This window comes from Streptomyces sp. CBMA29 (assembly GCF_014596445.1).
Taxonomy (GTDB): Bacteria; Actinomycetota; Actinomycetes; order Streptomycetales; family Streptomycetaceae; genus Actinacidiphila.
On sequence record NZ_MECL01000041.1, the window covers coordinates 37,373 to 50,712 of the forward strand.

At 69.3% G+C, this 13,340-nt stretch carries 10 protein-coding genes; 3 read left to right on the forward strand and 7 right to left on the reverse strand.

Annotated features, from left to right (window positions below):
- Positions 1 to 224: 224 nt before the first annotated feature.
- The 7 genes from BGM09_RS06475 to BGM09_RS06505 all read right to left on the reverse strand — a co-directional run bounded on the left by BGM09_RS06475 (position 225) and on the right by BGM09_RS06505 (position 10,090).
- Positions 225 to 1,739, reverse strand: a complete 1,515-nt coding sequence (locus tag BGM09_RS06475; protein ID WP_188280453.1) for an endo-1,4-beta-xylanase — start codon at positions 1,737 to 1,739, stop codon at positions 225 to 227.
- Positions 1,740 to 2,101: 362 nt separating this feature from the next.
- On the reverse strand, positions 2,102 to 2,854 hold the full coding sequence (locus tag BGM09_RS06480) for an ABC transporter ATP-binding protein (protein ID WP_188280454.1): 753 nt from the start codon (positions 2,852 to 2,854) through the stop codon (positions 2,102 to 2,104).
- Positions 2,851 to 4,749, reverse strand: a complete 1,899-nt coding sequence (locus tag BGM09_RS06485) for an ABC transporter permease subunit (protein WP_188280455.1) — start codon at positions 4,747 to 4,749, stop codon at positions 2,851 to 2,853. The genes BGM09_RS06480 and BGM09_RS06485 overlap by 4 nt, the downstream gene beginning before the upstream one ends.
- On the reverse strand, positions 4,746 to 5,615 hold the full coding sequence (locus BGM09_RS06490) for a branched-chain amino acid ABC transporter permease (protein WP_188280456.1): 870 nt from the start codon (positions 5,613 to 5,615) through the stop codon (positions 4,746 to 4,748). The genes BGM09_RS06485 and BGM09_RS06490 overlap by 4 nt, the downstream gene beginning before the upstream one ends.
- A gap of 64 nt (positions 5,616 to 5,679) precedes the next feature.
- On the reverse strand, positions 5,680 to 6,837 hold the full coding sequence (locus tag BGM09_RS06495) for an ABC transporter substrate-binding protein (RefSeq protein ID WP_188280457.1): 1,158 nt from the start codon (positions 6,835 to 6,837) through the stop codon (positions 5,680 to 5,682).
- Positions 6,838 to 6,842: 5 nt separating this feature from the next.
- Positions 6,843 to 8,591 (reverse strand): thiamine pyrophosphate-binding protein, encoded by a 1,749-nt coding sequence (locus BGM09_RS06500; RefSeq protein WP_317452568.1) that lies wholly within the window; start codon positions 8,589 to 8,591, stop codon positions 6,843 to 6,845.
- Positions 8,588 to 10,090 carry an aldehyde dehydrogenase family protein gene (locus BGM09_RS06505; protein ID WP_188280458.1) on the reverse strand — a complete coding sequence of 501 codons (1,503 nt, stop codon included), beginning with the start codon at positions 10,088 to 10,090 and terminating at the stop codon, positions 8,588 to 8,590. The genes BGM09_RS06500 and BGM09_RS06505 overlap by 4 nt, the downstream gene beginning before the upstream one ends.
- 262 nt (positions 10,091 to 10,352) lie before the next feature.
- Between BGM09_RS06505 and BGM09_RS06510 the strand changes: the two genes are divergently transcribed.
- The 3 genes from BGM09_RS06510 to BGM09_RS06520 are packed head-to-tail and all read left to right on the forward strand — an operon-like array spanning position 10,353 to position 13,224.
- Complete coding sequence (locus BGM09_RS06510; protein WP_188280459.1) at positions 10,353 to 11,132, forward strand: IclR family transcriptional regulator; 780 nt, start codon at positions 10,353 to 10,355, stop codon at positions 11,130 to 11,132.
- A gap of 53 nt (positions 11,133 to 11,185) precedes the next feature.
- Positions 11,186 to 12,385, forward strand: a complete 1,200-nt coding sequence (locus BGM09_RS06515) for a CaiB/BaiF CoA transferase family protein (RefSeq protein WP_188280460.1) — start codon at positions 11,186 to 11,188, stop codon at positions 12,383 to 12,385.
- Positions 12,382 to 13,224 (forward strand): citryl-CoA lyase, encoded by an 843-nt coding sequence (locus tag BGM09_RS06520; RefSeq protein ID WP_188280461.1) that lies wholly within the window; start codon positions 12,382 to 12,384, stop codon positions 13,222 to 13,224. The genes BGM09_RS06515 and BGM09_RS06520 overlap by 4 nt, the downstream gene beginning before the upstream one ends.
- The last annotated feature ends 116 nt before the right edge of the window (positions 13,225 to 13,340 follow it).

Sequence of the window (13,340 nt, forward strand, 5' to 3'; positions counted from 1 at the left end):
TGGCCGACTCCGGAATGCGGCTGTCCCGTAAAATAGACCTAACGGTCGGTACAATCAATGAGGAGTGCAGGACCGAGGTGCGTGGGTCGAATGGTGCGGGGGAGCGGTCCCGTGGCGATGCCGGTCATGGCTCAGCCGACGTGCGACAGGACGTCTTCCGGTGCGGCCCCGTGGCACCGGAAGACGTCCATCACCTCATCGGGTGAAGTGGATCAGGGGCGCGGTCAGTTGCCCGCCCATGTCCATTTCTGGTTGCTGCCGCCGGAGCAGGAGTACATCTGGATCTGGGTGCCGTTGGCGGTTCCGGTGCCGACCGCGTCCAGGCAGAGTCCCGACTGGGTACTGGCGATGGAGCCGTCGGAGTTCAGGCGCCACTTCTGGTTGGCACCGCCCCAGCAGGAGTAGATCTGCGCCTTCACGCCGTTGCTGGTGCCGGCCGCGTCCAGGCACTTGCCGAGGGATGTGAGTTCGCCGTTCGACGTCAAGGTCCATTTCTGGTTGCTGCCGCCGTTGCAGTCCCACAACTGGACCTGCGTGCCGTCGGTCGTCGTGGAGTTGGGCACATCCAGGCACCGGCCCGAACCCGTCCCCTTGATCTGACCGTTGCTCCCGCCGCCCGGCGGCGTCGTGGGGGGCGTGGTCGGAGGCGTGGTGGGCGGTGTGGTGGGAGGCGTGGTCGTGCCACCGCCGGCCGCGTTGAGAGCGTTCAGGACGGCGGTGTACGCGGACTTCTTGTTGCCGTTGTTGTCGAACAGCAAGGGCGTGTCCTGGCTGCGCCACGAGTCGCTGTCCCGGACGCCCCATACCGTCATGCCGATGCATCGCGACACGGCCAGGCAGTCGTTGGTGATGTTGGCGTACGTGGTGGGCGACGCGCCCTGGACGTCCAGCTCGGTGATGGCCACGTCGACGCCGAGGGCGGCGAAGCTCTGGAGAGTGGTACGGAAGTTGCTGTTGTACGGGCTGCCGCTGTTGAAGTGGGACTGGAAGCCGACGCAGTCGATCGGAACGCCGCGGGCCTTGAAGTCCTTGACCATGTTGTAGACGCCCTGTGTCTTGGCGTCGTTCCAGTTCTCGATGTTGTAGTCGTTGTAACAGAGCTTCACGTTCGGATCGGCCGCCCGCGCCGTCCGGAAGGCGACCTCGATCCAGTCGTTGCCCGTGCGCTGGAGGTTGGAGTCGCGTCGTCCACCGGAACCGCCGTCGGCGAACGCCTCGTTCACCACGTCCCACTGGGCGAGTTTGCCCTTGTAGTGACCCACCACGCCGTTGATGTGGTTGATCATCGCCTGGCGCAGCGCGCTGCCGCTGAGGGACTGCATCCAACCCGGCTGCTGGCCGTGCCAGGCCAACGTGTGGCCGCGCACCTGCTTGCCGTGTTGTACGGCCCAGTTGTAGACCTGATCGCCCGCGTTGAAGTTGAACTGGCCCTGCTGGGGCTCGGTGGCGTCGATCTTCATCTCGTTCTCGGCCGTCACCATGTTGAACTCACGGTCGGCGATCGTCGTGTAGGCCGAGTCGCCGAGCCTGCCCGAGGCGATGGCGGTGCCGAAGTACCGCCCGCTCTGCGCGGCTGCCGCACCGAGGGACGTCGCGGCGGCACCCGAAGGCGCCGCTGTCACCAGGACCGCTGTGGCAGCCACGACGGAGCCGGTCGCGACGGCGACGACGGCCCGGTGGACACGGCTGAGCCGTCGTCGGGTTCCGGGCGGGGGTGGGGGTATGGCCTTTGTGCTCATTGCAGAGCCTCCGTAACCGATTCACAGAATGTGGGGGGACACGCGGGACGCGCCCGCGGATGTCGACGTCGCGCCCTATTGCCGGGAGCGCGCACCACCGCGACGTCGTAGGCATTGACCGTTGCCACGCACTACCGACCCGGCAAGGCGGTCGCCTCGGGGACTCAGTGTGGAAACACCCGCGAAACGTGTCAACACTTTCGGTGAAGTTTCGGAAACTATGGCTGACCCGGTTGGCAGATGAAAGGCTTCAGAGCACGTCCGAGGCACCGAAACATTTCGTTACCGTCGGGGGTCAAGGTGACCGCCCTGCCCTGCGGGTCTCTGGCGGCTGCCTCCGTACGCGCCCTGTCGGATCCTTATCACAGGCCGAGGTAGATCTGCCGAACCCGGCTGTCGCTGCTGAGTTCCTGCGATGTGCCGGTGATGGCGACGTTGCCGTTCTCCATGACCAGGCAGTGGCTGGTCACGCCGAAGGTGAGTTTGGCGTTCTGCTCGACCAGGAGCAGGGACATGCCCGCGGCGCGGAGGCGTATCAGCACGTCGAGGACGGTCTCGATGAGTTTGGGCGACAGTCCCATGGAGGGTTCGTCGAGGAGCAGGAGACGCGGGCGGGACATCAGCGCGCGGCCGATGGCGAGCATCTGCTGCTGCCCGCCAGACAAGTCGCCCGCCGGTCGTGCCCGCATGTCCCCGAGTACGGGGAAGAGGTCGTACATCTCCTGGAGCGTCTGCCGGGTCCCCGCGTTCCAACGGCGGGCGTAGGCGCCCAGGAGAAGGTTCTTCTCCACGGACAGGCCGGGGAAGACGTGCCGCCCCTCGGGGACGTAGCCGATGCCGTGGCGCACCATGTCACGTGCCCTGACGTTCGTCAGATCGTCGTCACCGAAGGTGATGCCCGCGCAGTGACGGGAAACCAGGCCCATGAGGGCTTTGAGCGTGGAGGTCTTTCCGGCCCCGTTCGAACCGATGATGCCCACCGATTCGCCGGGGCCGACGGTGAAGCTGACCGAGCGCACCGCGCAGACGCCTCCGTAGTGGACGGTCAAGTCGTCCACGGTGAGGGTGCCGGCCGTCGCGGGAGCGGCCGGTGCGGGTTGGACGGGTGCGGTCACGTCGATACCTCCGACGAAGTGGTGGCGGCGGTGGTCGTGGTCGTTGCTTCCAGCGCCTTCGCCGCCGTCCGTTCGACTTCCTCGGCGGCGGGGGAGTCGCCCAGATACGCCTCGATGACCTCGGGGGTGGCGGCGACCTCGGCCGGTGAGCCGTCGGCGATGACAGCGCCGGCGGCGAGGACCGTGACGCGCTCGCACAGCGACATCACCAGGCCCATGTTGTGCTCGATGAGGATGACGGTGACGCCGAGGCCGCGGACGGAGCGGATGATCTCGGCCAGTTGGCCGACCTCCTCGCCGTTGAGTCCGGCGGCGGGCTCGTCGAGCAGGAGCAGGCGCGGACGTGTCGCCATCGCCCGCGCGATCTCGATGCGGCGCTGGATGCCGTAGGGAAGCGACTGGGGGGCGGCGTCGGCGAACTCGGTGAGGCCGTAGCGCGCGAGAACACGGTCCGCGTCCTCCCGTAGGCGCCGCTCGTCGGACAGCACCGCGACCGGCCAGACGGCGTACGCGCCGATCGCGTGTCTCCGGGACCGGTCGAGGGCGACCTGGATGTTCTCGCGCACGCTCATCTGGCTGAACAGACGCAGGTTCTGGAAGGTGCGGGCCATCCCGGACAGGGACAGCCGGTAGGGGCGGGTCCCGCCGATCTCCTTGCCGAAGGCCGCCAGGCGGCCCGAGGTGGGGCGGTACAGACCGCTGACGGTGTTGAACAGCGTGGTCTTGCCCGAGCCGTTGGGGCCGACGATGCCGCGGATCTCGCCGACGGCGACGGTCAACGTCACGTCGTTGAGCGCGGTGAGGGCGCCGAAGCGCTTGGTGAGGGCGACGATCTCCAGCGCGGGCGCGTCGGCCGAGGCCGGGTCCCCGGTCACGGCCGGGCCCGCGGTCCCGGTGTCCCGCGCGGTGTGCGGCACGAACGGCCGCATGGCGCCCGCCGTGTTCGTGATGCGGCGCCGGCGCCTGATGTGCGCCATGACCCGCTGGGGTACGCCGACCAGTCCGGTCGGGGCGAACACGACGGTCGCGACCACGACCAGTCCGTAACCGAGCTGGGCGTAGGTGGAGACGTCGACGAGGGCCTCGCGTACCAGCACCAGGCCGACCGCTCCGAGCACGCAGCCGACCAGGCTGCGCCTGCCGCCGATGACGACCATCGCGAGCAGAAGGAACATGGCGCTGGTGGAGAAGGTCTCCGGGGCCACGTAGCGGATCAGACCGGCGTAGAGGACGCCCGCCAGCCCGCCGTAGAGGCTGGCCAGTACGAACGCCGTCATCCGCAGCAGCGGGATCTCCGCGCCGACGGCGGCCGCCGCGAGCGGATCGTCGCGCATGGCGCGCAGTCGGCGGCCCAGGCGGGTGCGGACGACGAACACCCCGAAGGCGAGGGAGAGGAGGAAGACGACGACTTCGAGGTAGTAGTAGAGGTATTCGTCCGTCAGGTCGATGCCGAAGAGCGGGGGGACGGGAATGCCCGAGATGCCGTCCGCACCGCCGGTGATATGGGCGTTGGTCACCCAGTTGACGAAGCCCACGGCCAGGCCGAGTGTGACGATGCCCAGGTAGTGGGACTGAACGCGCAGCGCCGGCACGCCGATGAGCAGGCCGACGACCGCGGTGGTGCCGATCGCGAGGACCGCGGATATCCAGAAGCCGTGGCCGTAGTGCGTGGTGAGGATGGCGGTGGTGTAGGCGCCGACGCCGAAGAAGGCGACCTGCGCCAGGTTGATCTGGCCGGAGACTCCCATCACCAGGCCCATCCCGATGGCGAGGACGGCGAAGATGATGGCGATGTCGACGACGTGGATGCTGTAGCTGTTCAGGCCGTACGGCAGGGCGTACAGCGCGACGACGAGCAGTGCGAGCAGGGGGATACGGGCTCTGCGGGCGGTCATGCGCGGCTCACCGTCCGTTCCCCGAAGATGCCGGTGGGCCGGATCATGATGGCCACGGTGAAGACGAGGAAGGTGACCAGCACCGAGTAGCCCTGGAAGTGGCCCGCCGCGTAGGAGTCGAGCACACCGATGGCGAGGCCGCCGACGACGGCTCCGGGGATGCTCCCGAAGCCGCCGAGCATCGCGGCTGCGAATCCCTTGATGCCCAGCGCGCCTCCCAGACTGGAGTCGACGTAGAGCATCGGTCCGACCAGGCCGCCGGCCAGCGCGGCCAGACCCGCGCCGATGGCGAACGCCAGGGCGTTGCTGCGGCCGACATGGATGCCGACAGCGGTGGCGGCGTCGTGGTCCATCGCGACGGCCTGCATGGCGGCGCCCTGCTTGGTGCGCTGGAGGAAGAGCACCAGCACAGCGACGGAAACCATGGTGACGCCGATGACCATCAGGTCGTAGGTGCGGACGCGCAGCCCGAAGAACTCCAGCGGCGCCGAGTGCATCGGTGAGGGTACGGCGCGGCCGGTGGTGCCCCAGATCAAGGTGGCAGCCGCTTGCAGCACGGTCCCGAAACCGATCGTGCCGATCAGCATGAGGTCGAAGTCCTTGTTCTCCAACGGGCGCAGGACCCGCTCGATGACCAGGCCGATGGCGCCGGTCACCACGATCGACAGGGCGACGGCGAAGAGGAACGGCGCGTGGGAGGTGAGGTAGAAGGTCGACGCGGCGTAGGCGCCGATCATGGCGACATCGGCGTGGGCGAAGTTGACCAGGCCCATCGTGCGGTAGACCACGGAGAATCCCATGGCGATCAGGGCGTAGACGGCCCCCAGGCTCAGGCCGCCGATCAGGGTTTGCAGGGTGACTTGCATGCGGGTGCTCCAGCTCTCCGGCGCGCCGGGGCCGCCGCCCCGGCGCGGTGTGTACGGCGGCGGATTACTGGGCGGCGACGAGCTTGCCGTCCTTGATGACGCCGATGGAGGTCTTGAAGATGCCCACGCCGGTCTCGTCGAAGGCGAAGTCGCCGACCAGACCGTGGTATTTGGTCGCGCGGATCGCCTCGGCGAGCTTCTCGCCGCTGACCACACCGCTGGTCTTCAGCGCCGTCAGGACGATGTTCGTGCCGTCGAAGCTCTTCGCCCCGTGCAGCTCGGCCTCCTTGCCGTACGCCTTCTTGTAGGCGGCGGCGAAGGACCGGGAGGCGGCGTCGGTGTCGTTGCTGAGGTAGGGGGAGCTGACGATCGTGCCGTCCGCGTTGCCCGCGCCCGAGGTGTCGACGAACACCGGAGTCCCCTGGGGCGCCGCACCCGCGAAGGGGGCGGTGATGCCCAGGTCACGGGCCTGCTTCACGATGAGACCCGCCTCGACCTCCTCGGAGCCGATGAAGATCAGGTCGGGCTTCTTCTGCCGGATGGAGCTCAGAGCGGCGCTGAAGTCCTTCTGGTCGGTGGTGACGACCTGGTCGGCCACCGGGGTCGCTCCGCGTTCCTTGGCCGCGGCCAGGAACGCGTCGTGCTCGCCCTTGCCGTAGGAGCCGTTGTTGCTGATCATCGCGATGTTCTTGTAGCCCTTGGTCTTGATCACGTAGTCGGCGAGCGTGGAGTCGTAGGTGGTGCTGGTCGGGCCGTTGAGGAAGAGGAAGGGACTCTTGACGTCCACGAGCGCCGTCGACTGGCCCGAGGTGATGTTCGGGATCTTCTCCTGGCGCAGAATGGGTGCCATCGCCACGGTCACCGCGCTCTCCGAGGTGCCGATCATGGCGATGTAGTGCTCGCTGGCGAGCTTGCGCGCGATGTTCGTGCCGGTGGTGGGGTCGCCCTGGTCGTCGAAGACGGTGAGCTCGATCTTGCGGCCGTTGATGCCGCCCTTGTCGTTCCACTGCTGGACGGCGAGCTTCGCGCCCTTGGCCTCCCAGTCGCCCAGGGAGGACAACTGGCCGCTCTGCGCGTCGACGACCGCTATCTTGACGGGGCCCGAGGTGTCGGACGTACCGGACTTCGAGGAACCGGGGCTGCCGCAGGCGGTGGCGGCCAGGGCGAGCACGACGGGGACGGTGAGGAGAACGGGTCTGGTGGTGCGGGTGGAGGTACGCATCGGAGTCATCCTTCGTCCGGGAACTTGCCCTGGTAGATGTCTTTGATGTTCCAGTGACCGGGCGTGGGGACCGGCTCGTTGACCATGGGGATGTCGATCACGGCGGGCCTGCGGCGTTCGACGGCCGCCGTGAGGACCTTGGCCAGGTCGTCGGCTGTGGGCACGTCGTATCCGTCGGCGCCGCAGGCCCGTCCGTACTGCGCGAAGTCCGGGCTGTAGGGACGGCCCTGCGGGTCGGTGAAGTCGCAGCCGTAGCCGCGTCCGAAGCTGGCGGTCTGGAGGTCGGAGATGGTGCCGTGCGCGCGGTTGTTCATCACCGCGAAGATCACCGGCAGTCCCTGTTCCACGGCCATCGGCACGGCCGGTAGCTGGGCACTCATACCGCCGTCGCCGATGAGGGCGACGACCACCCTGTCGGGCTGTGCGATCTGCACACCGACCGCCGCCGCGGGCCCGAAGCCCATGGTGGAGGCGCCGCCGGGGGTGATGAACCGCCCCTCGGGCGGGAGGTCGTAGCTCTGCGCGACACCGTTCTTGTTCCAGCCGACGTCTGTCACGAGCACCGCGTCGGCAGGCAGCGCCGCCCTCAGGTCCGCCAGGATTCGCTGCGGACGCAAGGGATGGTTGTCACTGGCGCCGTTGGCGTCCGCCTCCGCGAACAGCGCCGCGCGATTGGCCGCGATGGACTCGCGCAGGCCGGGACGGGCCAGGGGTTCGGGGCGGGCGGCGCGTACCGCGTCGGTGACGGCCGACACGGCGTCGCCCACATCGGCGACGGCTCCGAACTCCACGGGGTAGTTGCGGCCGATCTCGGCCGGGTCGATGTCTATCTGGAACAGGCGGCTGGGCGGGAAGTTCCAGGTGTAGGCGGCGTCCCAGGAACTGGCATCGGTCTCGGCGAAGCGCGTGGCGAGCGCGAGCACCACGTCGGCGTCCTTGGTGTGGGAGTGGGTCGACTCCAGTCCCCAGAAGCCCGGCATGCCCAGCAGCAGCGGATGACGGTCGGGGACGGTGCCCTTGCCCATCAGGGAGTGCGCGAGCGGGATGTCCAGGTGCTCGGCCAGCGAGAGCAGCGCCTCGCGTGCCCGCGGTGTGCGCAGCCCGCCGCCGAAGTAGATGAGCGGCCGTTCCGCCGCCAGCAGTGCCTCCGCGATCCGCGCGGCGGCGGCCCGCGTCAGCCCCGGCAGCGCCGTGTCGGGCAGCGGGTGAGCGGCCACGTCGTACGCGGGGACCCGGCGGGAGAACAGGTCCATGGGTACGTTGACCAGCACCGTGCCCGGCCGTCCCGAGCCCGCCGTCCAGAACGCCCGCTCCACCGTCCTGTGCAGGTCGCCGGTGCGCTGAAGCGCCCAGACGCGCTTGCAGAACGGGCGGTAGATCGCGGTCTGGTCGGCGTCGGCGTGGAGGTTGACCTCCTGGTGGGGGTGCCTGCCGTAGTAGTAGGAGGGGATGTCGCCTGAGATGACGATCATCGGTACCGAGTCGAGCGCGGCCGTGGCCACTCCGGTGACGGCGTTCATCATTCCCGGGCCGACGTGGGTGAGCAGCACGCCGGGCTTGCCGGAGGCCCGCGCGTAGCCGTCCGCCGCGTGCGCGGCTGCCTGTTCGTGGCGGGCGATGACGAAGGTGACGGAGCTGGGCCCGAGGGCGTCGAGCAGGGCGATGTTGGTGTGTCCGCAGGTGCCGAAGACGTACTCGACCCCGTAGGACTCCAACTGGGTTACCAGGGCTTCCGCGGCGGTCACTGTGGTCACTGGTTCTCATCTCCTAGCTCGGTGCGGTCGCCCCAGACGGACAGGCCGCGCAGGGTGAGGGTCTTGACCGTGGTGAAGTCGTCGATGAGCCAGCGGGGGGACTCCCGGCCGAAGCCCGAGTCCTTGACTCCGCCGAACGGCACATGGTCGAGACGGAAGTTGGAGCTGCCGTTGACGATGAGGCCGCCGACCTCCAGCCGGCGCCAGGCGGTGAAGACGCGCTTCAGGTCGTGGGTGAACAGCCCGGCCTGGAGCCCGTAACGACTCGTGTTGCAGGTGGCGACGACGGTGTCGAAGTCGTCGTAGGGCATCACCGCCACCAGGGCGCCGAACACCTCGTGCATGACGACCGAGGCGTTGTCGGGCGGTCCCGCGACGATCGTGGGCCGGACGGTCGCGCCGTCCCGCTCGCCGCCGCGCAGGATGCCGGCGCCCAACTCCCGCGCCTCGGCGGCCCAGGTGACCACCCGGTCCGCGGCGGCCTCGTCGACCATGGAGCCGATGTCGGTTCCCGGGTCGAGGGGATCACCGACGACCAGGGTGTCCACGGCCGCGGTGAACGCGTCGAGGAAGTCCGCGTAACGGCTGCGGTGGACATAGACGCGCTGCACCGAGATGCAGCTCTGGCCGGAGTTGCTGTAGCCGGTGCGCGCGCAGACCTTCGCCGCGGCGGCGATGTCGGCGTCCTCGCACACGATGGTGGCCGCGTTCCCGCCCAGTTCCAGGATCAGCCGTTTGGCGCCCGCCGCCCGCGCCACGGCCGCGCCGGTCGGCGCGCTGCCGGTGAAGCTGATCACGTCGACTTCCGGAGCCGCGCACAGGGCGGATCCGGTCTCGCCCCCACCGTGCAGGAGCTGTACCGCCTGCGGGGGCATGCCGCTGTCCAGCAGCAGGGCGACGATCGCCGCGGTGGTGCCGGGCGCCTGCGGCGGGGACTTGACCAGGGTCGTGTTGCCCGCGGCGAAGGACGCGCCGAGCTTGTGGGCCAGCAGGTTCGCCGGAGCGTTGAACGGCGTGATCGCCAGAGCGACTCCGGCCGGCGCCCGGTAGGTGAAGGCGCTGTTGCCGACGCCGGTTCCCCAGCCCGCCACGGGCAGCGTCTCGCCGCCGATCCGGCGGGCCTCGGAGGCGCACACGGCCAGCGTGGACGCCACCCGGTCGATCTCGGTGAGGCCGTCCTTGAGGGGTTTGCCGAGTTCCAGGGCCAGCAGGCGGGCGAGCGCGTCGCGGTGGGCCGTGGCGGCGGCGGAGGCGCACTCCAGGGTGTCGGCGCGGGCCGCGGGCGCCAGGTCGGCCACCTGCGGTGCGTAACGGTCAGCCTTCTCGATGGCCTCGCTGATGTCAGTGGGCCCGACGGTGGACGCGGTGCTGACGGTGCGTCGTACGTAAGGGCCGGTGCGTTGACCCGAGTCCCGGGTGTCGGTCCAGGTCCCGCCCACGTAGGACGGCGCGTGTACGGGTTCGGAGTCGGCGAGAGATTTGAGGATGACTTCCAGCATCACATCTCCAGTTGAGCCATCTAGCGGTTTTTGTAGACCGCACTGTGGGCTGGCGTGTAACGTACGGGCGCCGGTGGGCCTTGGCAAGAGGAAGTGCGGGGGAAGTTGGCCCCGGTCGCCGTCAAGACGCCCAGGGATTGGCCGAGTCGGGACGGGTCCGGCGCGGCGATCCGCGAGGATCGGTGCCCACGGCCGGACCCGCCGGCCGGTACCGCGTCAGCCAGTGACCCGCCCGCTACGAAGGACCCTGAAGGGGCAAGCCATGGAAGCCGAGTCGACCGATCAGAACCAGGGGGGCGTACGCAGTGTGCGCCGGGCTCTGGACATCCTGTCGCTGCTCACCGAAGATCAGCCCGTTGTCTCGCTGCGCACCATCGTGGAGGCCACGGGTCTGGCCAAGACCACCGTGGTACGCCTCGTCCAGACCCTTGAGCAGAACGGTCTGCTCTGGGCCACGGAAGCCGGATACACCGCGGGTCCCGGCCTGTGGCGCTGGGCGCACTTGGCCCACGGAAGCTGGGAGCTTCCTCCCGAGACGCGAAAGCGCCTGCGGGATCTGACGCTCCGGCACGGTGAGACGGCCAACGTCATGATGCGCCGTGACATCCACCGCGTCTGTGTGGCCCAGCAGGAGAGCCCGCAGCCGCTGCGTCACGTCGTGCGGGTCGGCGACGAACTGCCGCTGTGGGTCGGTGCCTCGTCGAAGGTGCTCCTGGTGGGGGCGAGCGACGCGCTCCTGCGGCGCGTCGCCAACGCCTCCCCGCACGGGGAGACGCACGTCGAGCAACTGCGCGCCTGGGGTGACGAGGCCGCCGACCGCGGTTACGCCGTCAGCCACGGCGAGCGTGAACTCGGTCTGACCGCCGTCGCGGTGCCGATCACCACGCCCTCGGGCGCCGTTGTGGCGGCGCTGTCGCTGAGCGGGCCCACGGCGCGGATTCCGCAGGATCTGATCGAGCCCTTCGCACGGGACCTGCTCGAAGTAGCCGCGCAGATCACTGGCGGCCAGGGGTTCGAACACTCCCTCGGCACCGGTTTCTGAGACGCGCGGCCGTATGCGGCGCCCGACCGGCGCCGCGGAAGGAGTCGTCATACATGCGTGTGAGACCACTGGAAGGCATACGGGTCCTGGACCTGACCAACGTGCTGGCGGGCCCCTACTGCAGTTACCAGCTCATGCTCCTCGGAGCGGAGGTGGTCAAGATCGAACGGCCGGGGCAGGGCGACCTGGCCCGCAATCTGGGCCCTGACCCGGAGCTGAACAGGAAGCGGATCGGCGCTTCCTTCCTGGCCCAGAACGCGGGCAAGAAGTCCGTGGAACTGGATCTGAAGGACACCGCCGACCGCGCCGTCTTCGAGGACCTGCTGCGGGGGGCCGATGTCCTGCTGGAGAACTTCCGCGCCGGGGTCCTGACGCGGATGGGCTACGGCCAGGAGCGGCTGGACCAGCTCAATCCACGGCTGGTGTGCTGCTCCATCTCGGGGTTCGGGCAGACCGGCCCGATGAGTGCGGCGCCCGCGTACGACCAGGTCATTCAGGGCCTTTCCGGCATGATGAGCGTCACGGGGACGCAGGACACCGCTCCGCTCCGGGTCGGCTTCCCGGTCTGCGACACGACAGGGGGTCTGGCCGCGGGAATGGCCGTGAGCGCCGCGCTGGTGCACCGGGAACGCACCGGCCGCGGCAGCCGTCTGGACGTGTCGATGCTGGAGACGTCCCTGTCCGCCATGGGCTGGGCCGTCTCCAACTTCCTGGTCAGCGGCATCCCCCCGGAGCCCATGGGCGACCAGAACGCCACGGCCGCGCCCTCGGGCACGTTCAGCACCGGGGACGGACCCTTGAACATCGCCGCCAATCAGCAGCGGCAGTTCGAGGACCTGTGCCGGCTGATCGACGCCCCTGAGCTGATCACCGATCCGCGTTTCGCCGAGCGAGAGGGACGCAAGACCCACCGTGCCGCACTCAACCAGGCCATCAACACGGCCCTGGCCGCCCGCCCGGCACAGGAGTGGGAGGCGATGCTCACGGCGGCGGGGGTGCCGGCCGCCCGCGTGCTCACCGTGCCCGAGTCCCTGGAGCAGCCGCAGTTGCGCCACCGGCACTTCCTGTCCGACCTGGAGCACCCGGACGGATCGGGGAACCGCCTGCGGGTGCTGGGCAGCGGTGTGCTCTTCGACGGGGAGGCCCTCGTCCCCGGTTCTCCTCCGCCTCTCCTGGGCGAACACAACCGCGAACGCGAGCAGATCGCGGCCCGCTGGACCGCCGACGCCGAAGAAGAGGCGGTGACGCCATGACCGAAGCCGTTCCCCGGAGGGCGGGCCTGTCAGAACAGGACGAGGCGGCAGCACAGTGGTGGGCCACCGCGGTCAGCCATATCGAGCCGGGAATGGTCGAGTTGCGCGGCCGGCCCGTCGAGCAGCTCATCGGCTCGGTGGGGATCGTGGACATGATGTGGCTGCTCCTGCGCGGCGACCTGCCCGCACCACGTCAGTCGGCGCTCCTGGAGGCCGCCCTGGTCGCGGGCGTCGACCACGGCCCGCAGGCGCCCTCCATCGCGGCGGCGCGCATGGCCGCCACCTGCGGGATCGGACTCAACAACGCGATCGCCACCGGCGTGAACATGCTCGGCGACGTCCACGGCGGAGCGGGTGAGCAGTGCGTCGAGATGCTCACCGACATACGACGGCTACGGCTGGACGGACAGTCCTGGGACGATGCCGCCCGGGAGACCATGGCTGCCTGGCAGCGCCGTTCGCGGTACCTGCCGGGATTCGGGCACCGCTTCCATCCCGTGGACCCCCGCCGCGACCCCCTGCTACGCCTGGTGGAGGACGCCGTGGCCGCCGGCGACGTCACCGGCGATTATCTGCAAGCGGCCTACGCGATCGAGCGTGTCCTGCGCTCGCGCCGGGCAGGGGCCCGGCCCGTCCCGATGAACATCGACGGCGCGACCGCCGTCATCTACGCGGAACTCGGGTTCCCCGCGCCGCTGGCCCGGGGCCTGTTCGTGCTCAGCCGCTCCGTCGGCATCCTCGCCCACGCGTGGGAGGAGTCGGGACAGGGGCGCCGCAACAAGGGTCCGATCCCGCGGCACATCCTGCCCGCCCGGCTGCCCGCGCCTCGCGAACTCTGACCCTCCGAAGAATTCGCGTCACACCTCTTGTCAGCCCCACACGCCCTGCCTAGGGTATGGAACCGCCTCCAGGTGACCGTTCTACGGATCGAGTAAACCACCAGGCGGACCAAGAT